This window comes from Leifsonia sp. L25 (genome assembly GCF_050632895.1).
Map to the genome: position 1 here is coordinate 944533 of NZ_JBODRZ010000003.1, position 23739 is coordinate 968271.

A 23739-nucleotide genomic window follows, 5' to 3' on the forward strand; every position below is an offset into this window, starting at 1 on the left:
CGGCCGCCGCTCAGATCCGCACCCCGCGACGGCGGCCGCGCACGGCCACGGCCACGGTGACCGCCAGCAGCACCACGTAGGCGCCGACGAACCACATCAGTCCGGCCGCATAGCCTCCGGTGGTCGACTTCGACAGCCCGAGCACCTGCGGGATGACGAAGCCGCCGTATGCGCCGAACGCCGAGACGATCCCGAGGGCCGCGGCGGCCGTGCGCTGGGCGGAGACGTCGCCGGCCGAGCTGTGCCCGTCCGCCGCGCCCGAGCGCAGCGCGAACAGCGTGGGGATCATCCGGTAGGTCGCGCCGTTGCCCGCGCCGGACGCGATGAACAGCACGAGGAAGAAGCCGAGGAACAGCCAGAAGTCGTCCAGCGGCAGCGTGACGATGACGGCGAGCGCCCCGAGCGCCATGACCACGAAGGCCGCGATGGTGATCGTGCTGCCGCCGAACCGGTCGGCGAGCCGACCGCCGAACGGCCGGGCGAGGGACCCGACGAGCGCCCCGAGGAACGCCAGCGAGACCGTGGCGCCGGCCACCGGGAAGGCGCTGAACGCCGGGAACTGGTCGGCGATGAGCTTCGGGAAGACGCTGGAGAAGCCGATGAACGATCCGAACGTGCCGATGTAGAGCAGGGCCATCAGCCACAGCTCGGGCGCGCGGAGGGCGGCGAGCGAGGCCTTCACGTCGGCGCGCGCGTTCGAGAGGTTGTCCATCCGCCGCCAGGCGCCGACGATCGCGACCAGGATGAGGGCACCCAGACCAGTCCGGCCAGCGGGAGCTGGAGGGTCGCGCCCGCGCCGATGGTGATGACGATCGGCACCGCGAACTGCGCGACCGCCGCCCCGAGGTTGCCACCGGCCGCGTTGAGGCCGAGCGCCCAGCCTTTCTTGCGCTGCGGGTAGAAGAACGTGATGTTCGCCATCGACGAGGCGAAGTTGCCGCCGCCGAACCCGGCGAGCGCCGCCACCAACAGCATCACCGGGAACGGCGTCGCCGGGTTCGCGACGCAGATCGCGAGGCCGATGGCCGGGATGAGCAGCAGCGCCGCCGAGACCATCGTCCAGTTGCGGCCGCCGAACTTCGGCACCATGAACGTGTAGGGGAACCGCAGGGTGGCGCCGACCAGGCTCGGCATCGAGATCAACCAGAACGTCTGCCCGGTGGTGAAGTGGAAGCCGGCTGCGGGGAGGGCGACCACGACGATCGACCAGAGCTGCCAGACGACGAAGCCGAGGAACTCCGCGAAGATCGACCAGCGGAGGTTGCGGCCCGCGATGGCGGCGCCGGAAGCCTCCCACTGGGCGGGGTCTTCGGCGTTCCAGCCGTCGATCCAGCGGCCGGGACGGACGGCGAGGGCGGACTCCGCGGCCGGAGCCGCGGTCAGGGCGGAGACGGTGCTGGTCATCGTTCGGTCCTCCTGCGGTGAGTGGGTGACTCCACGCTAGGAAGACGGTGTTTCGGCGGGTCGCACTCGGCGTGAAACCTGTGTGACCAACACCTCTCCGGCGCCCGAGGGGGCTGTGAGGCCCGCGCTGTCCGGACGGCGCGGGCCTCACCCGTCAGCTTCCGACCGACCTCCGCTTGTTGAACACGTCGAACGCGACGGCCGCGAGCAGCACCAGACCCTTGATGAGCTGCTGGTAGTCGCTGTCCACGCCGAGGATCGACATGCCGTTGTTGAGCACGCCGATGATCAGGCCGCCGATGATCGCGCCGGGCACGGTGCCGATGCCTCCGGTGACGGCCGCGCCGCCGATGAAGACGGCGGAGATGGCGTCCAGCTCGAAGCCGTTTCCGGCGCTCGGGCTGGCCAGGTTGAGTCCGGCGGTGAACACCAGGCCGGCGATCGCGGAGATGACGCCCATGTTGATGAACAGCAGGAAGGTCACCCGCTTGGTCTTCACACCGGAGAGGGCGGCAGCGGCCAGGTTGCCGCCGATCGCGTAGATGTGGCGGCCGAACACCGAACGGTTCATCACCGCTGTGTACCCGACAACGAGCACACCGAGGATGATCAGCACGATCGGCGTCCCGTTGTAGCTGGCCAGCAGCAGCGTGACCGTCAGCACCAGGGCGACGAGGAAGACCAGCTTCAGGATGAACCACCAGACCGGCTCGTCCTCCAGGTCGTACTTGCGCCGCACCAGCCGCTGACGCACCGACGTGGCGACGATCGCGATCGCGGCGAGCAGACCGAGGATGAGCGTGAGCGGCTCGTAGCCTGAGGTGCCGAACGCCGGGAGGAACCCGGAGCCGATCGAGCGGAACTCCTTCGGGAAGAAGGAGATCTGCTGGTTGCCGAGTGCGATCTGGGCGGCGCCGCGGAAGACGAGCATGCCGGCCAGGGTGACGATGAAGGCGGGGATGCCGAAGTAGGCGACCCAGTATCCCTGCCACGCTCCGACCAGTGCGCCGAGGACCAGGCAGAAGACGACGGCGAGCGGCCACGGGAGGTGCCACTGCGAGATCATCACGCCGGCCATCGCGCCGATGAAGGCGACCACGCTCCCGACCGAGAGGTCGATGTGACCGGCGATGATGATCATGACCATGCCGACGGCCAGGATCAGGATGTAGCTGTTCTGGACGATGAGGTTCGTGACGTTGATCGGCGCGAGCGTGATGCCGGCTGTCGTGATCTGGAAGAACAGCACGATCACGATCAGCGCGATGAAGAGGCCGATCTGTCGGAGCTGGCCCGTCAGGTAGCTGACGGCGTTCGTGAGCGGTTTCATTCTGTGGTCTTCTCGCGTTCCTGGGTCATGAATTGCATGAGGTATTCGGCGGTTGCCTTCTCGCGCGGGACGTCGGCGGTGATCCGTCCTTCGCTCAGGGTGTAGATGCGGTCGCAGATGCCGAGCAGTTCGGGCAGCTCGGAGGAGATCACGATGATCCCCTTACCGGCGTCGGCGAGGCGGTCGATGATCGTGTAGATCTCGTACTTCGCCCCGACGTCGATGCCGCGGGTCGGCTCGTCGAGGATGAGCACGTCCGGGTCGGCGTACATCCACTTGGAGAGCACGACCTTCTGCTGGTTTCCGCCCGAGAGCTTGCCGGTGAGCGTCGAGACGTTCGGCGTCTTGATGTTCATCGTCTTCCGGTAGCCCTCGGCGACGATCCGCTCCTTGTGCTCGTTGACGAACTTCAGCCAGTCGACGAGCTTGTCCAGCGCGGCGATCGAGATGTTCCGCTGGATGTCGTCGATGAGGTTCAGCCCGTAGTGCTTGCGATCCTCGGTCGAGTAGGCGATGCCGTGCTCGATGGCCTTGGACACCGTGTTCACCGAGATCGGCTCGCCGCGCTTGTAGACCTGGCCGCTGATGTCGACGCCGTAGCTGCGGCCGAAGACGCTCATCGCCAGCTCGGTGCGCCCGGCCCCCATGAGCCCGGCGATGCCGACGATCTCGCCGGCGCGCACGAAGAGGTTGGCGCCGTCGACGACCTTGCGGCTGCGGTCGAGCGGGTGGTGAACGGTCCAGTCCTCGATGCGGAGGAGCTCCTCACCGATGTGCGGCACGTGGTCGGGGAACCGGCTGGCGACGTCGCGCCCGACCATCCCCTTGATGATCCGGTCCTCGCTGGCGGCCTCTCCGCGCATCTCCAGGGTCTCGATCGTGCGCCCGTCGCGGATGATCGTGACGCGGTCGGCGATCGCTTTGATCTCGTTGAGCTTGTGGCTGATGATGATCGAGGTGATGCCGTGGCTCTGGAGCTGACGGATCAGGTCGAGCAGGTGCGCCGAGTCGTCATCGTTGAGAGCGGCCGTGGGCTCGTCGAGGATGAGGATCTTCACCTCCTTGGAGAGGGCCTTCGCGATCTCCACGAGCTGCTGCTTGCCGACGCCGATGTCTTTGATCTTCGTGATCGGGTTGTCGCGCAGCCCGACCCGGGCGAGCAGCTTGCCCGCCTCCAGGTTGGTCTCGTTCCAGTCGATCCAGCCGCCGTGCTGGCGCTCGTTGCCGAGGTAGATGTTCTCGGCGATGGACAGGTAGGGCGAGAGCGCGAGCTCCTGGTGGATGATCACGATGCCGGCGGCCTCGGAGTCGTTGATCGAGCGGAACTCCACGGGTTCGCCGTTCAGGACGATCTCGCCCTCGAAGGTGCCGTGCGGATACACCCCGGACAGGACCTTCATCAGAGTGGACTTGCCTGCGCCGTTCTCGCCGCAGATGGCGTGGACGGAGCCCTCCTCGATCGAGATCGAGACATCCTGGAGCGCCTTCACCCCGGGGAACGTCTTCGAGATGTTGCGCATCTCGAGAATCGTGTTGGACATTGTCTCCCTTGCTTCGTCGCGGGCGGGGCGGGCACGTCGAACGGCGTGCCCGCCCCGCCTCTGCGGCCGGATCGGACTACTGGAGGTCGGACGCCTTGTAGTAGCCGCTGTCGACGAGCACCTTCTGGTAGTTGTCCTTGGTCACGACGACCGGCTGGAAGAGGTAGCTCGGCACGACCTTGGTCTTGTTGTCGTAGCTCTTGGTGTCGTTGACCTCCGGCTTCGTGCCGGTGAGGATGTCGTTCGCCATCTTGGCCGCCTCGTTGGCGAGCTGGCGGGTGTCCTTGTAGATCGTCGAGTACTGCGTGCCCGCGATGATCTGCTTGACGCTGGCGACCTCGGCGTCCTGGCCGGTGATGATCGGCAGCTTCTTGCCGCTGGAGCCGTAGCCGGCGCCCTCCAGTGCACTCAGGATGCCGTCGGACAGGCCGTCGTAGGGCGAGAGCACGCCCTGCACCGCAGCACCGCCGGAGTACGACTTGGCGATCAGGTCCTGCATGCGGGCCTTCGCGGTCGCCGGGTCCCAGCGCAGGATGGCGACCTGGTTGAAGTTGGTCTGCCCGCTCTTGACGACGAGCGTGCCGTCGGCGATGTAGGGCTTGAGGGTGTCCATCGCGCCGTTGAAGAAGAACGTCGCGTTGTTGTCGTCCGGGCTGCCGGCGAACACCTCGATGTTGAACGGCCCCTTCGCCCCGGTCTTCTTGCCGTCGGCGTCGAGGATGCCGAGACCGGTCAGCAGCGAGTTCGCCTGGTAGACGCCCACCTTGTAGTTGTCGAACGAGACGTAGTAGTCGACGTTCTTGTCGCCGGTGAGCAGGCGGTCGTACGAGATGACCTTGATGCCGGCCTTCGCCGCGGCGTCGAGCTGGTCGGTGAGGGAGCCGCCGTCGATCGAGGCGACGATCAGCACCTTGGCACCCTTGGTGATCATGGTGTTGACCTGCTGGACCTGGGTGGGGATGTCGTTGTTGCCGTACTCGAGATCGACCTTGTAGCCGTCCTTCTCGAGGGCGCTCTTGACGGCGTTGCCGTCGGCGATCCACCGGGTGGAGACCTTGGTCGGCATGGCGACACCCACGAGCGCCCCCTTGTTGTCCGCGGTGCCGGCGCCGCTCCCGGTGCCGGGTCGACCTCCTGAGCACGCGGCGAGCATGACGGCGACACCGAGGGCGACCGCCCCGAGTGCGATTCTCTTCAACTTCACTGTGATTCCCTTCGAGGGTGAGCCGGTCTGCACGCGGGATGCGTGCGGGTACCAGGGCTGGGAGCCGGTCCACGGTCGGGCTGTCGACGTCTGCGCGAGTTCGAGGTCCGAGGTGCTGCTTCGCATCCCGTCCTCCTTCTGCGACGTCGTCGTCGTCCGCTAGGCTGCTGTCCGATATATGTGACCGGTCCCAGAACGGGTATGACGTTATGCCTCATCCAGCCTTCTCGTCAAGCAACGCGCCGAAAATCATCCGCCGCCCTAAGATCGGCAGAGCAGGACGATCCGCGGCGGAACCGCTCTGCCCGAACCCGGAGCGAGCATGACGGACAAGGTCGACAGCGGGGCGGGCAAGCCCCTCTCGATCCGTGATGTGGCGCGCATCGCCGGGGTCTCCCGGCAGACCGTGTCCCGGGTCCTGAACGGCGAGCGGTACATCAAGCCGTCGACCGAGCAGCACCGTCAAGAAGGTCATCGAGGAGCTCGCCTGGCGGCCCAACAGCGCAGCCAGGGCCCTCGCCGTCGCGCTCGAAGGCGATCGGTCTGCTGGTCTCCGCCCGCTCCCACTACGGCCCGTTCAGCGCGGCCGCTGCCGTCGACGAAGCCGCGCGCGCCCGCGGCTACGCCATCGTCTCGGCGACGCTGGCCCACGAGGACGAGGCGAGCCTCACCGACGCGCTCGACGCGTTCCTCGCCCAGGGCGTGGACGGGGTGGTCGTGATCGCGCCCCAGCAGCGGGCGCACGAGGCCCTGCGCACGGTGTCGATCCATGTGCCGTTCATCAGCCTGCAGTGGCCGGACACCCCGGGAGACCGCGCCGTCGCTTTCGACCAGCGCGAGGGCGCGCGGCTGGCCACCCGGCACCTCATCGAGCTCGGGCACAGCCGCATCGTGCACGTCGCCGGCCCCCAGGACTGGAACGAGGCGGAGGAGCGCATGCGCGGCTACCTGGAGGAGATGTCGGCGCGCGACCTCCCGACCTCCCCGCCGGTCCTCGGCGACTGGACCGCCGACACCGGCTACGAGCTGGGCACGAAGCTGCTCGGCGGCAAGGAGTTCACAGCGGTCTTCGCGTCGAACGACCAGATGGCGCTGGGTCTCATGCACGCCGCCGCGGATCTGGGCCTGCACGTCCCGCGCGACCTGAGCATCGTCGGCTTCGACGACATCCCGGAGGCGAAGCATTTCGCTCCGCCGCTGACGACCGTGCGCCAGGACTTCGCGCAGCTGGGCGCCAGCGCGATCGAGCGTTTGATCGCCGACATCGAGGGTCGCGTCGAGCCCGCGCCCACGGAGTTCGCCGCGCCGCAGCTGATCGTCCGTGCGAGCACGGACGCGCCGCGCTGACGGCCGAACGCGGAATACAACGATCTGTGCACAGGCTCAGATTCGGTCCTCTTAAATGAGGACAGACTGCTTATACTGTCCCCACCACAGAGATGAGGGAATCTCACTTAAATCTCTGGTGCCGGACCCGACCCCCGGCACGAGGGGGCGAGCCGGATGGCCATCCACACCGTACACATCCACCCGCGCGGCCACACCGGGCGCTGGCTCCACGTCCTGGTCGCGCTCGGCACGGTCCTCCTCGTCGCGATCGGGACGGCGTTCGCCGCCGCGACGCTCTACGCCGGAAGCGTCGCCGGCACCTTCGACTCCCACGTGACGCGCCTCCCCGACGCCCTCCCGACCTCTGTGCCCAGCCCCGGCCCGACGCCCGGTCCGACGCCTGCGTCCACCGGCGCGATGAACATCCTGCTGCTCGGCTCCGACTCCCGCGGCGCACCCACCGAGGTCGGACCCGTCGTTGTCGAATCAGCGCTCCGACACGATGATGCTCGTGCACATCGACGCCGACCGGCGCGACATCTACGTCATGTCGATCATGCGCGACCTGTGGGTGCCCATCCCCGGCAACGGCACCGCCAAGATCAACGCGGCCCTCGCCTGGGGCGGAACGCCGCTGACGGTGCTGACGGTGGAGCAGCTCCTCGGCGTGCGGATCGACCACGTCGTGATCCTCGACTTCGCCGGGCTGAAGGGCATCACGAACGCCATCGGCGGCGTGGACGTCGACAGCCCGCTCGCCTTCACCACCGTGAAAGCGCCGCACTACCACTTCGTCCAGGGGCTCAACCATCTCAATGGGGACCAGGCGCTCGCCTTCGCGCGGGAGCGGTACGCGTTCCCCACAGCCGACTACCAGCGCGTCGCGGACCAGCAGGCCCTCCTCCGCGGCTTCGCCACGACCCTCATCCAGCGCTCCGTGCTGACCGACCCCGGCGCCATGCTGGCGTTCGCGAAGGCGGCCGGTTCCGCGGTCAGTGTGGACTCGCAGTTCGACCTGCCGAGCATGCTGTCGCTCGCGGCGAGCCTGCGCCTCTCGGGAGCGGCGGGCATCCACACCTTCACGCTGCCGACCGCCGGCACGGGGACGTCCGCCGACGGGCAGTCGATCGTGCTCCAGGACCCAGCCGCGCTCGCCCGGGTGCGCACCGCGCTCGCCACGGACACCCTCGGGGAGGTCGCGGGCGGGCACTGACGCCGAGGGCATGTCACGGTGTGACGGCCCGCGTGACCCGGGCGGTCGAGCTCCCTCTGCTACGTGCTCGGGACGCACCCGGGATCCGTTTGAGAGCGCGCCGGCGCTACAGCGGGGAAACCCACGACGGCGGGCGGACCTCGGCGCCGCCGAACATCGAGTAGCGGAGGATCGTGCACTGGTCCGCGAGCTAGCTCCACGGCCGGTTGATGCCGTGCGAGCCGTACTCCCGGACGAGCGAGACCCTGTCGAGGTCGAGCACCGCGAACAGCACCTCCTCTCCCCCACCGGCGTGCTGCACGATGGTGCCCTCCGGGTCGACGACGACGCTCTCCCCGACCCCGATCGGCGCCGCGCCGTTGACATTGACGACGTACACCTGGTTCGCGAAGGCGTTGGCTCGCGCCATCACGACCTCCATCTCCCTGTCGCGGGTCGTGGTGAGGGTCGGCTGGAGGATGACCTCCGCTCCGAGCCACGCCAGTTGCCGGGACACCTCCGGGAAGCTGCCGTCGAAGCAGATGGCGAGGCCGATGCGCCCGATGTCGGGGATGTCGAAGGTGACGAAGTCGCTTCCCGGCTGCAGCTGCTCGTACGGGCGCCAGGGGAACAGCTTGCGGTAACGGGCAACGACCTCGCCTTGCGGCGAGACGGCGACGGCGGTGTTGAACAAACGCCCGTGGTCGTCCCGCTCCACCAGGGTCCCCGGCACGAGCCAGACGCCCAGCTCGCGCGCGAGCCGGGCGAGCGCGTCGGTCACCGGGCCCGGTATGGTCGTGGCGGCACGGGCGTCGGCGTCGGCATCCTCCAGCAGGAGCGGACCGGGAGCGGCGAGCAGCAACTCGGGCACGACGATGAGGTCGACGTGCGAGCGCAGGGCGACCACGCTGCGCACCTGCGCCTCGAACCGGCTCCAGGTCGCATCGAGGTCGCCGGCGACGGGGACGGTCTGGACGGCGGCGATGGACAGAATGCGCATGGTCAGCGCTCCTCTCGGGTTGCGGGGAGGGCCACGGGTGCGGCCAGGGCGGGCTCGGCGGGGTCGGCGGGGTCGGCGGGGTCGGCGGGGTCGGCGGGGTCGGCGATGACGAAGTCGGTGTCGCCGGAGCGCCCGACTGGGATCGTCCGCTTGGCGAAGAAGTCGGCGAACACCGGGCGGATCGCGACCGTGACGACGACGCCGAGCAGGAGGGCGCCGATCCCGATCCAGAAGACCGTCCCGATCCCGAGGATCGACGTGCCGGCATAGTCCGGCCGCGCCATGTCGATGGCGCTCACGACGAAGGCGATCAGCATCAGCATCGCGCCGACGGCGGGCAGGACCCCCGCCACGATCAGTCGACCGGCGCTGCGGCGCATGTCGGGCGCGAAGTAGACGATCGCCGCGAGCGCGGTCGCCGCGTAGTAGGCCGCGATCATCACGCCGATGGCCAGCACGGCCAGCCCGATGAAGTCCGTCGAGAGGAGGGTGAGCATCACGACGGTCGCGCAGCTGATCCCGGCCCACCAGTAGGTGGCGACGTGCGGGGTGCGGTGGGTGCGGTGCACGCGGGCGACCGCGGCCGGGAGGGCGCGATAGGTGGCCATGCTCAACCACGACCGCGGAGTGGACACGGCGACGGTGAAGAGCGCCGCGAGCGCCGAGAGCCCGATGGCCAGGGTGATGACCCGGCCGAAGACTTGTCCCGTGGCCATCGGGCCGAGGACCGACAGCACATCGGAGATCGCGTGCGGCGATGTGATGAGCCCGATGCCGCCGAACCCGAGCGCGGCGACCGACGCGCCGCAGTAGAGCACGAGCAGGATGATCGTCGAGATGAGCACCGCCCGGCCTGGCGTTCGCGAGCGTTCGGTCGTCTCCTCGTTGACCGAGATGAGGGAGTCCCACCCCCAGTAGATGAACAGGCACAGGACGACGCCGGTGACCAGTCCACCCGGGTCGGAGACGGCGAAGGGGTTGAACCAGTCGAGGCTCGGCGCGGTCGCTGCGCCCGGCGCGGTGCCGTTGCCCATGGCGATGAACGCGCCGATGCAGAACCCGCCGATCGCCACGATCTGCAAGGCGATCAGCGCGTACTGCACCCACGCCGCCAGCTCGATGCCGCGCACGGCGATCGCGGCACTCACCGCGATGAGCAGGACGGCGCCGGACGTGGTGACGAGCGGGTCGGCAGCGAGCGCCTCGAGCCCGGCTGCGTCCAGGAGGTAGACGGTCGCGACCTCCGCGAGGGCAGCGGTGGCGATGAAGGTCGCGATCTGCGGCACCCAGCCGCCGAAGAACCAGCCGGCGACCGGCCCCAGCGCGCGCGAGATCCAGACGAAGACTCCGCCGCAGTCGGGCATCGCCGCGTTGAGGTCGCGGAAGGCGAAGGCGGTGAAGAGGATGGGGAGGAAGCCGAGCAGGAAGGCCGCGGGCGTCTGGAACCCGACCGCGCCGACGACGTAGCCGAGGGTCACTGCCAGGCTGTACGCCGGAGCGACCGCCGCCAGCCCGAGCGCGACGATCCGGCCGAGGCCGATCGCGTTCGGCCGCAGGCCCTTGTCCGACTGCGCGGCGATGCCGGGCGAATCGGCTTGTTTCGGGGTCATGTGGTCTCCTATCCTTCGTCTTCGTCGTCGATGGAGAAATCTGAATGGCATTCAAACAACTGTGGGACTCTGATGTCAAGACTTTTTTGAAGCTAATTCAAATTTGCGACGCCCCACGTCTCTCGCGTGCGACAGAATGGGTGGATGGGCCGCCCCAACCGCCGCGCCGAGCGCCGCCTCGATATCCTCGACCGGGCTCGCGACGTCGCCGTCCGCGAGGGGGCGAGCGGCACGACGCTGCGGGCTATCGCCACAGCCGCCGGCATGGAGCCTTCCGCCCTGCTGTACTACTTCGACAGCCTCACCGAGATCATCGAAGAGCTCGTGTTCGCTGCGAGCGACCGCTTCATCGAGACGATCGTGGCGGAGGTCGCCGCCGCGGACTCCCCGCCGACCGGATGGTCGCCGCGATCCGGGCAGGCGCGACGGGCGTTATCGCGGGCGACGAGTCGCGCATCCTCTACGAGTTCTGGGCGGCGAGCATCCGCGACGAGCGACTCAACGACGCCGACCACGCCCTCGACCGACGCCAGGCGGAGATCTACCGGGCGATCATCGACGACGGAATCGCCGAAGGCGCATTCGCGCCGCGCCTGGACCCGGCCGACATCCCCTGGGCCCTCGTCGCCCTCGAGGACGGCCTCGTGATGGACATCCTCGCCGGAACGAAAAGCGAGACGGAGGTCGTGCGCCTGATCGTCGCCGTCGCCGAGTCGATGCTCGGCGCGAGCCTCGCGGGCTGAGCGCGGCGCCCCACGCCCACGCACCACCCGCCCGCACCGCGGTCAACCGCTATCCGAGCACCCGACCGCCGTACTAGCTTCCCGGACATGACGACCTACACCGCGACCAGGGCGATCGAGGGCGACACCGACGCCTACTTCTCGTACATCGCCGACCCTGAGAACCTGCCGCAGTACTTCCCCCACATGGTGAGCGCCCACGAGCAGCCGGACGGCACCGTGGAGACGACCGCCCACGTCCACACCGACCGCGACGGCAAGGAGGAGACGGTCACGGCCGAGGCTCGTTTCGACGCCGACTTCGCTGCGAAGGAGATCCGCTGGTCCGCTCCCGGCCCCCACGACTACAGCGGCTCCCTGCGGGTCTCCGACGGCACAGCCGAGCTGACCATCGACACGACAGAGGACCTCCCCGGCATCCAGCGGTCCCTCGAGGACGCGCTCGAGACGATCGCGCAGAACCTGCAGCGGGCGGTGTAGCGGAGGGCGCGGGGATCACGCCGAAAGACTCCCGTCGGCGGAGCGCCGGCGGAATTCCAGCGTCAGAGCGACACGACGTCGGCGAACCGTGTCAGTGCGGGCGGCCCGGCCAGGTAGGCGCCGAGGCCCGAAGCGCCGGGACCGGCCCGCCAAGCGCGGTAGGCCTCGTCATGCTCGAGCGATTCCCAGTGCTCGACCGCGACCACGTGCGACGGGTCGGTGACGTCCGTGACGACCCGCACGCCGAGGCAGCCCTCGAACGCACGCGTGTCCGCGAGGATGTCGAGCAACGCGCGCGGCCCGTCCTCGAGGTGGTCGGCCGCGAAACGCATGTCGAGGAGAGAGGTGACAGTCATGCGGGCGACGCTAGCACCTGGACTCAGGAGGCTTCGAAAGCACAGCGGTCTGAGCGGTGTCATCGAAGGGGAAGGAGCTGACGACCACGATGGCTGCGGCGTCGACCGCGGACTTCACGGCGAGATTTCGCCCGATCCGCGTGGGATGAGGACGGTGGGGACGACGAACGTCTGCGGTTCCAGAGAGGCGTCGTCCAGGCGGGCGAAGATTCGCTCGGCCGCGACGTGCCCGATGCGCGCTGCGTCCTGGGCCACGACGGTGAGCCCCGGCTCCAGAAGGTCGGCGAGTTCGATGTCGTCGAAGCCGACGAGGGCGACCGTGTGCTGCAGCCCGAGCCGACGGAGGGCCCGATAGGCGCCCACGGTGATGAGGTTCTGAGCGCTGAAGAGAGCGGTCGGAGGGGTCGGGCCGGCGAAGAGCGCCTCGACCGCAGCCTGCGAACGGGCCTCGTCAGTCAAGCCTTCGACGATCGTGACCTCTCCAGTCGGTATGCCCGCCCTACCCAGCTCCTCCATGAAGCCGCGCTTGCGTTCCCGTGCGGTCTGGATTTCGGGGCGGTCACCCAGATAGGCGATATGGCGGTGGCCGTGCTGGATCAGGTGCCGGGTCGCCTCCGCGGCACCCGCGGCGTTGCTGGAGACGACCGAGTCGGCTTCCAGCCCGGTCGGCTCACGGTCGATGAACACCAGCGGCGTGCCGTGCTTCTGCTCGGCGAGGAGATAGGCCTGGCTGCGTTTGATGGTCGTGAGGATCAGCCCGTCGACGCGGCGCTTGAGGAAAGCATCGACCGCTCGCTCCTCGAGGTCGGGGTCGTCGTCGAGGCTGGAGGCGAAGACAGCCACGCCGCGGTGGACGGCGATATCTTCGACAGCCCGGTGAAGCGCGCCCGAGAACGGGTTGGAGACGCTGCCGACGAGGAGGCCGATCGTGGCCGTGCGGCGGCCCGTGCGGCGGAGATTTCCGGCGTGCAGATCGGGCTGGAAGTTCAGGTCCGCCGCGGCCCGCTGCACGCGTTCGATGGTCGCGGCCGACACGTGCGGCTCGCCGTTGATGACCCGGCTGACCGTCTTGATGCCGACGCCGGCCAACGTGGCCACATCGCGCATCGTCGGTCGCCTGGAGGTGCCGACCGAGGTCGGGGTTGAGTTTGACAGCGATGTCACGTTTTCTCTCCAATTGAGCGATATGGCTTGACTATAGCGCCCCGCATGCTCTAAACCTAACGTTATGACACCGTTGTCAGTGGACAGCGGGTACAGACACCCAGAGGAGTTCACCGTTGAATTTCACAGCATCCCGCTCCACCCGTAAGCGCGTCCTCGCAGTTGCGGCCATCGCTTCGCTGAGCGCGCTCGGACTGGCCGCATGTTCCAGTTCCGGTTCCGGTTCCGGTTCCGACAAGGTCGGCGTCTCGCTGATCGTGAAGACCACCACCAACCCGTACTTCGTATCCATGGAAGACGCGGCCAAGGCCGACGCCGCCAAAGCCGGAGTCAACCTGACCCTCGCGGCCGGCAAGCAGGATGGCGATGTCGCCACCCAGGTGCAGGCGATCGAATCGGCCATCGGCCGTGGCGACAAGGGCATCCTGATCACCCCGAACGGCCCCGGCGTGCAGAACGCGATCGACAAAGCGCGCAAGGCCGGCCTGTACGTCATCGCACTCGACACCGTCCCGACCCCGCCCTCCTCGGTCGACATCACGTTCGCCACCGACAACTTCGCCGCGGGCGAGGCGATCGGCAAGTGGACCGCCTCCCAGCTGAACGGCAAGGCCGCCGACATCGCGATGCTCGACCTGTTCAACACCCAGGTGGTCTCGGTCGACCTCAACCGCGACCAGGGTTTCCTGAAGGGCATGGGCATCAAGGTCCCCGACTCGTCCAAGAACGGCAGCGAGGCCAAGAGCGGCAACTACACGGGCGGCACGGGCGGCAGCTACACGATCGCCGGCCACCAGCCCACCAACGGCGACGCCGCCGACGGCCGCACCGCGATGGAGACGATCCTCGCGAAGGACCCGAACGTCAACGTCGTCTACACGATCAACGAGCCCGCGGCGTACGGCGCGTACCAGGCGCTCCAGGCGGCCGGCAAGGCCAAGGGAACGATCCTGGTCTCCATCGACGGCGGCTGCACCGGCGTCAGCCAGGTGAAGTCCGGCATCATCGGCGCGACCAGCCAGCAGTACCCTGCGAAGATGGCGTCGCTCGGCATGGAGGCGATCGTGAAGCTCGCGAAGACGGGCCAGAAGCCGAAGACCAGCTCCGGCCTGGACTTCTACAACACCGGGTCGCAGCTGGTGACCAGCACCGCAGTGCCCGGCCTCACGAGCATCACCCCCGACGCCGCCAGCTCCATCTGCTGGGGCAAGTAAGGCCCACCGACCCGGACCGGGGAACCGGTCCGGGTCAGCTTCCTCCTTCAACAGAGGATCCGACAGCATGGTCCGCAAACCATCGCACCGAACACAGAAGTTCAGGAGCACCACATCGTGAGTAATCCCACCACGAGCAAACCAAACGCTCAGTCCAACCCAGCGGCGCAGACCAGCCCTCCGACGTCGGAGCTGGATCTCGCCCAGGAGTTCCTTCACCGCACCACACCGCTGACCCGGATCCGCGGGCTGCTGCACCGCTACCCGGCACTGAGCCCGGCAGTGGTGCTCGTGCTCTCGATCATCGTCTTCGGCATCATCAACCCGCGGTTCCTCAACCCCGGCAACCTCTCGCTCATCACCCAGCAGGTGGCGGTGGTCGGCACCATCGGCATCGCCCAGACGCTGATCATCCTCACCTCCGGCATCGACCTCTCGGTCGGGGCGGCGACCACCCTCGCGGGGCTCGTCATCGCCCAGACCGCCTCCAGCAACCACGTGCCGTGGCCGCTCGCCCTCCTGCTCGGCCTCCTCACCGGCCTCGCCACGGGACTCCTCAACGGCCTCCTGGTGACACGGCTGAAACTGCCGCCGTTCATCGTGACGCTGGGGACGCTGAGCATCTTCACGGCCGTGCTGCTGCTCTACTCGAACAGCGCGTCCGTCCAGGGGCAGAACCTGCCGGGACCCATCACAGCACTGGGCAACACCTTCAACCTCGCCGGGGTGCAGATCACCTGGGGCGTCGTCGTGATGGTCGTGCTCTACGCGATCGTCGCCACGATCCTCGGACGCACAGCGTGGGGCCGTCACGTCTACGCCGTCGGCGACGACGCGGAAGCCGCCCGCCTGGCCGGCATCCGGGTGCAGCGCGTGCTGCTTAGCGTGTATCTCGCGGCGGGCGCCATCCTCGCCGTCGGCGCCTGGGTGCTGATCGGCCGCGTCGACGGCATCGGCCCCAACGACGGAACCGCCACCAACCTCGAGTCGATCACCGCTGTGGTGATCGGAGGCACGAGCCTGTTCGGCGGGCGCGGCACCGTGTGGGGCACCCTCCTCGGAGCCCTCATCGTCGGCGTGTTCGAAGAGGGCCTGGCGGTCGCCGGGCTCGACGTTCTCTACCAGGTGCTCGCCGTGGGCATCCTCGTCATCGTCGCCGTCTCGGTCGACCAGTGGATTCGGAAGGTACGGAAGTGACCATCGCAACCGACAACCCGTCGGCAACGCCGACCGAGACCCGCGCACCGGTGCTCGAAGCCCGACGCCTGGTCAAAACCTTCGGGAGGGTCGTCGGACTCGACGGCGTCAGCCTGCAGCTCTACCCGGGCGAGGTGCTCGCCATCATCGGCGACAACGGAGCGGGCAAGTCCACCCTCATCAAGTGCCTGACGGGCGCCGAGATCCCGGACGAAGGGGAACTGTTCCTCGACGGCCAGCCCATCCATTTCCGCCGCCCGCAGGACGCCCGCGCCGCCGGGATCGAGACGGTCTACCAGAACCTGGCCGTCTCCCCCGCGCTCGACGTGGCGTCGAACCTGTTCCTCGGCCGCGAAGTCCGTCGCGCAGGCGTGCTCGGATCGGTGTTCCGCATCATGGACACCAAGAAGATGCGCAAGCAGGCGAAGGACGAGCTCACCACGCTGGGCATCACGACCCTCCAAGATGTCACCGTCCCGGTCGAGAACCTCTCCGGTGGCCAGCGCCAGGCCGTCGCCGTCGCCCGCGCCGCGGCGTTCGGGTCGAAGGTCGTCGTCCTCGACGAGCCGACGGCCGCGCTGGGCGTGCGGGAGTCGGCCCAGGTTCTCGCACTCGTGAAGAACCTGCGTGACCGCGGAATCCCCGTCATCCTGATCAGCCACAACATGCCGCACGTCTTCGAGGTCGCCGACCGCATCCACATCCAGCGCCTCGGCAAGCGTGCAGCGACGATCACTCCGCAGTCCCACTCGATGACCGATGCGGTGGCCATCATGACCGGCGCAAAAGTTGGGTGAGGCCAAGACGCTCTACGCCGAGTTCACCGCTCGGCCCGGCCACGAGGACGAGGTCGAACGCCTCGTGGCCGGCCTCGCCGAGCAGGTCAGGCAGGAGCCCGGGAACGTGAGCTTCATCGCCCACCGCCTCGTGGAGGATCCCCGAGCCTTCTTCGTCTACGAAGAGTATGCCGACGCCGACGCCTTCGACGCCCACATGCGGTCTGAGCACGGCATCGCTTTCAATGCAGAGCTCTCGGGTCACATCGTCGAGGGCGGCTCCCGGCTGACCTGGCTCGACCGCGTCTGAGCGTGGGCGCCGGAAGGAGTGAGGCGATGCCCTTCTTCCGGCGACAGCCGCGACGCGTCCCGATGCGTCCGTTCGATGAGGCCGGCCTCCAGATCGTCCAGCCCGCCACCGTTGAACGCGCCCTCGAAGAGGGAATGCTGCTCGCCGATTTCTCGGTGCGCATGACCGTGCGGAACGCGATCATCACCGAGATGCTCACCACGGAGAACGCGGTCTTCGCGCAGGCCCCCTTCGTCCACGTGGCCCGGGGCGCCCTTCTCACGCTCGCCGACGACGCGGATGCGACAGAAGCCCGTGTCGCAGCCGAGCGCCGGTTCGCCGCCGTCCTCGAAGGAGAGCCGGAACATTCGCACGACTACCGGTCTGCCGACTCGATCAACCTGCAGCGCAGACAAGCGCTCTCGCGCGCCACCGCTGACGAGCTGAGACGGCGGTCGCGAGACGGCGAGTACCTCGCGCACACGGTCGAGCAGGCCCGCGCAGAGGCGTGGGCCGAGATCTCACGCGAAATCGAACTGCGCATCGACCGCACGTCAGCGGCGCCGGATCCGGTCGGGATGAGCGAGCGGCTGGACGAACTGCGCCAGGAACTTCGACGGCTGGCCGAGCGGGAGGACTGACCGCCACCGGGTCGGCAGCGGTTGGAACATCATGAGCTGGATCGGCTGAGGCTTCAGACTCGAACCCGCGACACCACGATCATGCCCACAGGTCCTCGCCCGGACGCGTAGCACGATGCACGGCGCGTTCAACCCCGGGCATTGTCTTCGCCTTCGCCGTATGCTCGCTCGACCAGACGAATCGAAGGCGGCAGATGAGCACTCCGAAGAAGAAGTCGAAATCGAACGGGGACCGACCGAGCAATGCTGCGTACGAAGCAGAGCTGAAGCGGCTTCAGATCGAGCTGGTGGCCATGCAGCAGTGGGTCGTCGCGACGGGCGCCCGGGTACTCGTCATCTTCGAAGGACGCGATGCCGCGGGCAAGGGCGGCGCGATCAAGCGGATCATCCAACGCCTCAATCCGCGGTCCGCCCGGGTCGTCGCGTTGGGCGTCCCCACCGAGCGCGAGAAGAGTCAGTGGTACTTCCAGCGCTACATCGAGCGCCTCCCCGCAGCGGGCGAGATCGTGCTGATGGACCGATCCTGGTACAACCGCGCCGGTGTCGAGCACGTGCTCGGCTACTGCACGCCTGACCAATACGACATCTTCCTCCGGCAGGCTCCCGCGCTCGAGCGGTTGCTCGTCGAGGACGGTCTGATGCTCTTCAAGTACTGGTTCTCGGTCTCCGACGACGAGCAGCAGAAGCGGTTCGAGAAGCGACTCAAGGATCCGATGCGCCGCTGGAAGCTCTCCGAGACGGACCTCCACTCGATCACGCACTGGGAGGAGTACTCGCAGGCCAAGGACGACATGTTCAAGGCCACCGACATTCCCGAGGCTCCCTGGTGGACGGTGGAGAGCGACCACAAGAAGTCGGCCCGCCTGAACGTCATCAGTCACCTCCTCTCGCAGATCCCCTACGAGACGATCGAGCCGAAGAAGCTGAAACTCCCCAAGCGACCGGAGGCCGACGACTACGAGCGGCCGCTGCGGGAACTGTACAAGTACGTGCCGGATTCGGCCTCCGATGACCTCAGCGCTTAGCGACAGACCCGCAGGGACGCGTCGACGACGGCAGGAGAAGCTTCTCGTCGAGGACCGGGCGGTTGAGCCTTCTCCCGGCGGAACCTGCACGTCATCTCGGCCGCGCTCATGGCGGTTGCTCTCGCTCGCGGGGATCGGCGGCGTGATCGCCGCGGAGACCAGGCGGACTGTCCGAGTGCAAGCTTCCTGGCCGGAGTCGCCGTGAGCGCCGACGAGCACCGGTCGGGAACCGGGCCGGCGAACGCCATCGAGGAGGTTGTCGCCAGCGACGCTCCCGGCGAGGTCAAGATCGCCCGGCTGTGGTGGGTCGTCTCCGGGGCGGCGGCGCTCCTGTTCGTCGTCCTGCTCGCGACGGTGATCTTCTACCGGCAGGCCGACAAGCCGTTCGACTTCGAGGTCGCGTGGATGAACGCGCTGGTCACGGCACGCGCGCCGATCTGGACGGTCCCGGCGCTCGTCCTCGATCAGGTGGGCGGAGGCATCGGTTCGATCGTGTACGTCCCGCTCGTGATCATCGCCGGCCTACTGATCTGGCGCCGCCCCTGGGCCGCCCTGTACTACGTGATCGCCGCCGTGACGAGCGGCGCGACCGTGACCATCATCAAGTACCTCGTCGGACGCCCGCGGCCGACCGCGATCCTCGTCCAGCCGGACTTCGGCTCGTTCCCATCCGGCCACAGCGCCACGGCAGCCCTCATCGCGACGACGCTTGCGATCATCTTCCGGCGCACCTGGGTCTGGGTGACGGGGCTGGTGTACACCCTCCTGATGATGCTCAGCCGCACCTATCTCGGCGCGCACTGGATCCTGGACACCGTCGGGGGAATGCTCGTCGGGGTGGGAGTCGGGATCATCCTCTGGGCGCCCTTCGCCCTGCGGCTCTACCGCGAGCGCCGCCGCCCCCACCCACCCATCTGGATCAAGGTGGACCGGCATCCGACGAATCCGGAGAATTGACCGACCCGTCAGCCGCCCCGGAGGAGCGAGAAATGGTCGGCAAACCTCTGTCAGGACCAAAGCCCGTCGAAATGAGAGTCCCGCACGCATCACGAGGGCTACGTGAGTCGCGCCCGCTCACATGGAAGGAGCCGACCGCCCCGACGGCGGCCGGCTCCCGGTCTGTTGGTTCGTACCTAGCGCTGCCCGCGCGCACTCACTTCTGAGCGGACGGGTTCGCTGCGCTCTTGTCGATCCCGTACTTCTCGAGGATCTTGGCGAGCTTTCCTGTGTTGCGAATATCCGTGATGTAGGCGTCAAGGGCGGCCCCGAGCTTCGTGTTCGACTTCGCGAACGGGAAGTTCGTCACGGACGGAGTGCTGGTTGCAGGCACCGGGGCGAACGGCACGATAGTCGTGTAGGAGAGCTTGGTGCCCGGATTCTGCTTCAGACGGTAGGCGGCCTCGTTGACGGCCATCAGCGCGACGTCGATCCGCCCATTCATCAGGTCCTGGAAGACGGCGTCGGGCGACTGGTACAGCTTGACGTTGTCGCCTCCCCACTTGACCATGTCGTCGGACCACAGGTACCCCTGAGTCGTGCCGATGGTCTTGCCCTTGTAGTCCCCGATGTCCTTCGTGGGGTGAATGCCGACGAGGACAGCGGGGTCGGAGTAGTCCGGCTGGGTCTGACCCACGACCTTCGCCCGCGCGGCGGTCCGGTACCAACCGCCGGCTGCGACATCCGCCTGACCACCGGAAACGGCTTGAATGACGCTCGCCGCCGGAAGCACGTTCACCGTGGTCTTCAGACAATTGGCGGCGGCGAAACTCGCGAGGATGTCACCATCGACGCCGGCCATCTTGTTGTCCGTGTAGGTGAACAGCGGCGGGTAGTCCGGACCTGCGATCGTGAGCGAGCCCGAGTTGAGGGTGCTGAACGTGCTTTTCGGGGTGCAGCTCGGATCTACCGTGGATCCGGAGCTGCCGCTGGCGCAGCCCGCAAGGATGAGGACGCTGGCGCCGGCACCGATGAGGGCGGCCACTGCTCGGGATGTGCTGTGTTTCATGATCTCTCCTGGGTTGTGACGAGGTGGTGCTTGGTTCGGCTGATGCGGGCGCGGACGGTACGACGGTTGGCGAGGTAGTCGGAGAAGAGCGAGGCGGGAATGGAGATCGCCGCATAGACCAGCGCGGCAAGACCCAGCAGTGAGAAGTATTGGAAGTTCTGCACTGCGAGGGTGTATGCGCGGCTGAGCAACTCCGGCACGGCGATCGCGAAGGCCAGGGAGGTGGCTTGGAAGTAGATGATCGCCCAGCCGAGCAGCGGTGGCGCCACGATTCTTGCCGCCTGCGGAAGGACCACGCGGAAGAATTCGTCGGCAGCGGGCAGACCCAGCGCTCGAGCAGCCTCCCGTTGCCCCGGTGGTACGGCATCGAGCCCCGACCTGATGGCCGCACAGGAGTAGGCGGCGAAACTCAGCCCGAGAGCGGTCGAGGCGGACGTGAACGCGTCGATGCCGAGGTGTACCTGAGGCAGTCCGAAATACACGAGGTAGAGCAGGACCAGCGCTGGGATTCCTCGAGAGATCTCCACGATCGAAGTAACGGTGTAACGGATCGCGCGGCTGGGGCTGCCCAGGCCGAGGGCGAAAATGGTACCCAACGGAAGGCCGATGAGCAGGAGCGCTCCGGTGAGCTCTACGCTCACGAGCAGCCCCGGCATCAGGTCCAGCAGCCACGACCACCAGTTGTCATCATGCACGGCCGGCACCCCACTTCTTCGTGATCGCGTCCCCGGCCCAGCGGCCGAACATGCCGACAGGGATGCTGATGATGAGGTAGACCAGACCGGCGGCGGCGAAGATGGTGAGCGCGTCCAGCGATCGCCGACTCAGACCCAGGGCGATCGTCGTGATGTCCTGAACGCCGATGACCGAGGCGACCGCGCTGTCCTTCAGCAGGCCGATGAAGTAGGCGATCGCAAGCGGCAGCGACGTGATCGTGGCCTGTGGGGCGATCACCGTGCGGAAGGTCGCGGTGGAGCCGATGGACAGAGCCGCGGCGGCTTCTCGCTGGCCGGCCGGTACGGCATTGAGACCTGCCCGGTAAATCTCGGCCAGATAGCCCCCGGAAATCAGGCCCAGCCCGACGACTGCCGCCGCGAAGCTGGAAGGCCGAAGACCGAACTGGTTCAGCCCGAAGAAGAGGACAAACAGCCATGCGATCGGCGGGATGCCACGAACGACTTCGATATACGAGCCCGCGAGTAATCGCAGCGACGGAAGACGCGATACCCGGGCGATGGACACCGGAAGAGCGATCACAGCACCGAGCAGGAAGCTGGCGGCGGTGAGCGTCAGTGTCGTTCCGATGCCCGAGAGCAGTGCGGAGACGTAGCCGAGGAACGTCATCGATCGATCACCGCACTGAGGAACTGGCGGGTCCGTGCGTGGTCGGGGTCGCGGATGATCTTCGCCGGGGTACCTTCTTCGACGATTCGTCCGTCGGCCATGAACACGACCCGATCGGCGACATCTTCGGCGAAATGCATCTCGTGCGTGACGACGAGCATCGTCATGCCTTCTGCTGCGAGCTCCCGCATGACAGCGAGCACTTCGACGCCGAGTTCCGGGTCCAGGGCCGACGTCGGCTCGTCGAACAGCATCACCTCCGGGTCGAGGGCGAGAGCGCGCGCGATGGCGACGCGCTGCTGTTGACCTCCGGAGAGCTGAGCCGGCTTCGCGTCCGCGCGTGACCCCAGGCCGACGCGCTCGAGAAGGCTGATGCCGCGTTCTCTGGCTTCGGCCTTCGACCGGCCGAGCGCCCGCGTCTGGGCGAGCATCACGTTCTCGATCGCCGTGAGGTGCGGAAACAAGTTGAAGGACTGGAAGCACATGCCGACCTTGCGGCGCAGCAGCATGAGGTTCCGGCTGCGAACCTCGGATCCCGCTCCGGAGAAGACTTGCGTGTCGCCGATCGTGATCTGCCCTGCGTCAGGGACCTGCAAGAGGTTGAAACAGCGCAGGAGGGTGCTCTTGCCTGATCCGCTCGGGCCGATGATCGCGACGACTTCGCCGCGATCCACCGCGAGCGTGACCCCCTTGAGGACCGTCACTCCCGAGAACCGGACCTCGATGTCGTCCGCCTCGATCAGGGTCTTGCCGCGCGGAATGCTCCGGATGGCCGCGGTCGCTGTCGACTCGTCCTCGCCAAGGGCCGTGGTGTCGTCGCGTGGTGTCATGAGCGTCTCCCTCAATGCGGTGCCGATGTGCACCGCGGACGGACCGGTGCCGACCTGTCGTCGATCAGCATCGATCTCGTTTTGCGATCGTAAAATGCCTGGAAGGCCCGCGTATCTCGGACGATGTCCGATAATTTCGTTCTGCTTTCGGCCGATTACCAAGAACGCTCATTCGCGCGCCTGGGGGACGTTTCCCGTGCCCCAGGCGCGCGCCGTGGCTCACCGACGGTTGCCGCGAGCGAAGCCGCTACGACGACCGCGATGGCGACCGCTTGCATCCACGTGAGCGACTGAGCGAGGAAGATCCAGCCGACGATCGCCGCGATGACCGGCTCGAGGCTGGCGAGCACCCCGTACGATCGCGAACTCAGCCTGCGCATCGCCGAGAACTGCAGGCTGTAGGGAATCACTGTCCCGAGGACGGCCACACCCAGAATCGTCACGACCGCCGACGGCTCCGCCAGGAGCGCGACGGACTGGCCGATGCTGAAGGGCGCCAGCACCACGGCGCCGACGCACGTCCCAGCGGCGAGAGCTCCATGGCCGGGGATGCGAATGCTGACGCGCCGGCCCACGATGATGTAGGCGGCCCAGCACGATCCCGCTGCCACTGCGAAGCACACTCCGAGGGGTCGAGCGGCGCATTGTTCAGGCCCTTGCCGTCGAGCCCCAGAACGACGACAGCGGCCGCCGCGAGGAGCACCCAGAGCAGGTCTTTGAGCCGCTTCGTCGCTACAGCGGCGACAGCGAGCGGACCGACGAACTCGATCGTCACGGTCAGGCCGAGCGGAATGCGCGAGATCGCCGCATAGAAGAACCCATTCATCCCCGCGACCGCGACACCGAAGAGAACCACCGAACACCCAGCGCGGAAGCCCCACCTCCAAACCCTCGGCCGGTAGAGCACGACGAGCAGCAGTCCAGCGAGCGCGAGGCGCAGAGCTGCGGTGGCCTCGGAACCGAATGTCGCGACGAGGGGGACGGCCAGGGCGGCGCCTCCCTGGAGAATCGCGCACGCCACGACGATCATCACGGCTCCTGCAGGGGCGCCGGAGCCGGAGCGTG

General features: G+C 67.6%; 23 protein-coding genes and 3 pseudogenes. 13 read left to right on the forward strand and 13 right to left on the reverse strand.

Annotated features, from left to right (window positions below; translation table 11 throughout):
• Positions 1-10 precede the first annotated feature (10 nt).
• The 4 genes and pseudogenes from ACRAWC_RS08435 to chvE form a co-directional block, all read right to left on the reverse strand.
• Positions 11-1404: pseudogene (locus ACRAWC_RS08435) on the reverse strand (MFS transporter).
• A gap of 154 nt (positions 1405-1558) precedes the next feature.
• Complete coding sequence (mmsB, locus tag ACRAWC_RS08440) at positions 1559-2734, reverse strand: multiple monosaccharide ABC transporter permease (protein WP_431347326.1); 1176 nt, start codon at positions 2732-2734, stop codon at positions 1559-1561.
• Positions 2731-4275, reverse strand: coding sequence for a multiple monosaccharide ABC transporter ATP-binding protein (gene mmsA / locus ACRAWC_RS08445; protein ID WP_431347327.1), 1545 nt, complete (start codon positions 4273-4275; stop codon positions 2731-2733). Before mmsA ends, mmsB begins: the two co-directional genes overlap by 4 nt.
• Before the next feature lie 76 nt (positions 4276-4351).
• Positions 4352-5428 (reverse strand): multiple monosaccharide ABC transporter substrate-binding protein, encoded by a 1077-nt coding sequence (gene chvE, locus ACRAWC_RS08450; RefSeq protein WP_431349395.1) that lies wholly within the window; start codon positions 5426-5428, stop codon positions 4352-4354.
• A gap of 373 nt (positions 5429-5801) precedes the next feature.
• On the opposite strand from chvE, the pseudogene ACRAWC_RS08455 reads away from it, so the two are divergent.
• The 3 genes and pseudogenes from ACRAWC_RS08455 to ACRAWC_RS08465 all read left to right on the forward strand — a co-directional run.
• Positions 5802-5891: pseudogene (locus ACRAWC_RS08455) on the forward strand (hypothetical protein); the annotation flags it as partial.
• Between the two features lie 134 nt (positions 5892-6025).
• Positions 6026-6826: a substrate-binding domain-containing protein gene (locus ACRAWC_RS08460; RefSeq protein ID WP_431349396.1), complete on the forward strand. Its 801-nt coding sequence runs from the start codon at positions 6026-6028 to the stop codon at positions 6824-6826.
• A gap of 460 nt (positions 6827-7286) precedes the next feature.
• Positions 7287-8021 carry an LCP family protein gene (locus tag ACRAWC_RS08465; protein ID WP_431347328.1) on the forward strand — a complete coding sequence of 245 codons (735 nt, stop codon included), beginning with the start codon at positions 7287-7289 and terminating at the stop codon, positions 8019-8021.
• Between the two features lie 190 nt (positions 8022-8211).
• On the opposite strand, the gene ACRAWC_RS08470 is transcribed toward ACRAWC_RS08465, so the two are convergent.
• On the reverse strand, positions 8212-9000 hold the full coding sequence (locus tag ACRAWC_RS08470) for a carbon-nitrogen hydrolase family protein (protein ID WP_431347329.1): 789 nt from the start codon (positions 8998-9000) through the stop codon (positions 8212-8214).
• A 2-nt stretch (positions 9001-9002) separates the two neighbouring features.
• Entirely contained in the window at positions 9003-10610 is a 1608-nt protein-coding gene (locus ACRAWC_RS08475) for an APC family permease (protein ID WP_431347330.1), read from the reverse strand.
• A 144-nt stretch (positions 10611-10754) separates the two neighbouring features.
• Between ACRAWC_RS08475 and ACRAWC_RS08480 the strand changes: the two are divergent.
• The 3 genes and pseudogenes from ACRAWC_RS08480 to ACRAWC_RS08490 form a co-directional block, all read left to right on the forward strand.
• A pseudogene (locus ACRAWC_RS08480) lies at positions 10755-10922 on the forward strand (helix-turn-helix domain-containing protein); the annotation flags it as partial.
• An 86-nt stretch (positions 10923-11008) separates the two neighbouring features.
• Positions 11009-11353 (forward strand): TetR family transcriptional regulator C-terminal domain-containing protein, encoded by a 345-nt coding sequence (locus ACRAWC_RS08485; RefSeq protein ID WP_431347331.1) that lies wholly within the window; start codon positions 11009-11011, stop codon positions 11351-11353.
• 87 nt (positions 11354-11440) lie between these two features.
• A complete protein-coding gene (locus ACRAWC_RS08490; RefSeq protein WP_431347332.1) occupies positions 11441-11833 on the forward strand; it encodes an SRPBCC family protein in 393 nt (130 codons plus the stop codon).
• A 62-nt stretch (positions 11834-11895) separates the two neighbouring features.
• On the opposite strand, the gene ACRAWC_RS08495 is transcribed toward ACRAWC_RS08490, so the two are convergent.
• Positions 11896-12189 (reverse strand): putative quinol monooxygenase, encoded by a 294-nt coding sequence (locus ACRAWC_RS08495; protein ID WP_431347333.1) that lies wholly within the window; start codon positions 12187-12189, stop codon positions 11896-11898.
• Between the two features lie 114 nt (positions 12190-12303).
• Positions 12304-13296: a LacI family DNA-binding transcriptional regulator gene (locus ACRAWC_RS08500; protein ID WP_431349397.1), complete on the reverse strand. Its 993-nt coding sequence runs from the start codon at positions 13294-13296 to the stop codon at positions 12304-12306.
• A gap of 173 nt (positions 13297-13469) precedes the next feature.
• On the opposite strand from ACRAWC_RS08500, the gene ACRAWC_RS08505 reads away from it, so the two are divergent.
• The 7 genes from ACRAWC_RS08505 to ACRAWC_RS08535 all read left to right on the forward strand — a co-directional run bounded on the left by ACRAWC_RS08505 (position 13470) and on the right by ACRAWC_RS08535 (position 19452).
• Positions 13470-14567, forward strand: coding sequence for a substrate-binding domain-containing protein (locus ACRAWC_RS08505; RefSeq protein ID WP_431347334.1), 1098 nt, complete (start codon positions 13470-13472; stop codon positions 14565-14567).
• 117 nt (positions 14568-14684) lie between these two features.
• Positions 14685-15764 carry an ABC transporter permease gene (locus ACRAWC_RS08510; RefSeq protein ID WP_431347335.1) on the forward strand — a complete coding sequence of 360 codons (1080 nt, stop codon included), beginning with the start codon at positions 14685-14687 and terminating at the stop codon, positions 15762-15764.
• 2 nt (positions 15765-15766) lie between these two features.
• The gene (locus ACRAWC_RS08515; protein WP_431349398.1) at positions 15767-16561 is read left to right on the forward strand and encodes an ATP-binding cassette domain-containing protein; all 795 of its coding nucleotides are present in this window, start codon (positions 15767-15769) and stop codon (positions 16559-16561) included.
• Positions 16554-16850, forward strand: a complete 297-nt coding sequence (locus tag ACRAWC_RS08520) for a putative quinol monooxygenase (protein WP_431347336.1) — start codon at positions 16554-16556, stop codon at positions 16848-16850. Before ACRAWC_RS08515 ends, ACRAWC_RS08520 begins: the two co-directional genes overlap by 8 nt.
• Before the next feature lie 26 nt (positions 16851-16876).
• On the forward strand, positions 16877-17470 hold the full coding sequence (locus ACRAWC_RS08525; protein WP_431347337.1) for a hypothetical protein: 594 nt from the start codon (positions 16877-16879) through the stop codon (positions 17468-17470).
• 194 nt (positions 17471-17664) lie between these two features.
• On the forward strand, positions 17665-18495 hold the full coding sequence (ppk2, locus tag ACRAWC_RS08530) for a polyphosphate kinase 2 (protein WP_431347338.1): 831 nt from the start codon (positions 17665-17667) through the stop codon (positions 18493-18495).
• 201 nt (positions 18496-18696) lie between these two features.
• Positions 18697-19452 (forward strand): phosphatase PAP2 family protein, encoded by a 756-nt coding sequence (locus ACRAWC_RS08535; RefSeq protein WP_431347339.1) that lies wholly within the window; start codon positions 18697-18699, stop codon positions 19450-19452.
• A 196-nt stretch (positions 19453-19648) separates the two neighbouring features.
• On the opposite strand, the gene ACRAWC_RS08540 is transcribed toward ACRAWC_RS08535, so the two are convergent.
• Genes ACRAWC_RS08540 through ACRAWC_RS08560 form a run of 5 tightly spaced genes read right to left on the reverse strand, consistent with a single transcriptional unit; the run spans position 19649 to position 23690 of the window.
• Positions 19649-20500: a substrate-binding periplasmic protein gene (locus ACRAWC_RS08540; protein WP_431347340.1), complete on the reverse strand. Its 852-nt coding sequence runs from the start codon at positions 20498-20500 to the stop codon at positions 19649-19651.
• A complete protein-coding gene (locus ACRAWC_RS08545) occupies positions 20497-21195 on the reverse strand; it encodes an amino acid ABC transporter permease (RefSeq protein ID WP_431347341.1) in 699 nt (232 codons plus the stop codon). Before ACRAWC_RS08545 ends, ACRAWC_RS08540 begins: the two co-directional genes overlap by 4 nt.
• The gene (locus tag ACRAWC_RS08550; protein ID WP_431347342.1) at positions 21188-21844 is read right to left on the reverse strand and encodes an amino acid ABC transporter permease; all 657 of its coding nucleotides are present in this window, start codon (positions 21842-21844) and stop codon (positions 21188-21190) included. The genes ACRAWC_RS08545 and ACRAWC_RS08550 overlap by 8 nt, the downstream gene beginning before the upstream one ends.
• Complete coding sequence (locus ACRAWC_RS08555; RefSeq protein WP_431347343.1) at positions 21841-22836, reverse strand: amino acid ABC transporter ATP-binding protein; 996 nt, start codon at positions 22834-22836, stop codon at positions 21841-21843. Before ACRAWC_RS08555 ends, ACRAWC_RS08550 begins: the two co-directional genes overlap by 4 nt.
• Entirely contained in the window at positions 22830-23690 is an 861-nt protein-coding gene (locus tag ACRAWC_RS08560; RefSeq protein WP_431347344.1) for an EamA family transporter, read from the reverse strand. The genes ACRAWC_RS08555 and ACRAWC_RS08560 overlap by 7 nt, the downstream gene beginning before the upstream one ends.
• Positions 23691-23739 lie beyond the last annotated feature (49 nt).

Excerpts from the sequence above, each read along its gene's own strand:
- mmsA (WP_431347327.1), bottom strand. The coding sequence starts at position 4,275 with ATGTCCAACACGATTCTCGAGATGCGCAACATCTCGAAGACGTTCCCC.
- ACRAWC_RS08500 (WP_431349397.1), bottom strand. The coding sequence starts at position 13,296 with ATGCGCGATGTGGCCACGTTGGCCGGCGTCGGCATCAAGACGGTCAGC.
- chvE (WP_431349395.1), bottom strand. The coding sequence starts at position 5,428 with ATGCTCGCCGCGTGCTCAGGAGGTCGACCCGGCACCGGGAGCGGCGCC.
- ACRAWC_RS08550 (WP_431347342.1), bottom strand. The coding sequence starts at position 21,844 with ATGACGTTCCTCGGCTACGTCTCCGCACTGCTCTCGGGCATCGGAACG.
- ppk2 (WP_431347338.1), top strand. The coding sequence starts at position 17,665 with ATGAGCACTCCGAAGAAGAAGTCGAAATCGAACGGGGACCGACCGAGC.
- ACRAWC_RS08490 (WP_431347332.1), top strand. The coding sequence starts at position 11,441 with ATGACGACCTACACCGCGACCAGGGCGATCGAGGGCGACACCGACGCC.
- ACRAWC_RS08495 (WP_431347333.1), bottom strand. The coding sequence starts at position 12,189 with ATGACTGTCACCTCTCTCCTCGACATGCGTTTCGCGGCCGACCACCTC.
- ACRAWC_RS08485 (WP_431347331.1), top strand. The coding sequence starts at position 11,009 with ATGGTCGCCGCGATCCGGGCAGGCGCGACGGGCGTTATCGCGGGCGAC.
- ACRAWC_RS08540 (WP_431347340.1), bottom strand. The coding sequence starts at position 20,500 with ATGAAACACAGCACATCCCGAGCAGTGGCCGCCCTCATCGGTGCCGGC.
- ACRAWC_RS08525 (WP_431347337.1), top strand. The coding sequence starts at position 16,877 with ATGCCCTTCTTCCGGCGACAGCCGCGACGCGTCCCGATGCGTCCGTTC.
- ACRAWC_RS08475 (WP_431347330.1), bottom strand. The coding sequence starts at position 10,610 with ATGACCCCGAAACAAGCCGATTCGCCCGGCATCGCCGCGCAGTCGGAC.
- mmsB (WP_431347326.1), bottom strand. The coding sequence starts at position 2,734 with ATGAAACCGCTCACGAACGCCGTCAGCTACCTGACGGGCCAGCTCCGA.
- ACRAWC_RS08470 (WP_431347329.1), bottom strand. The coding sequence starts at position 9,000 with ATGCGCATTCTGTCCATCGCCGCCGTCCAGACCGTCCCCGTCGCCGGC.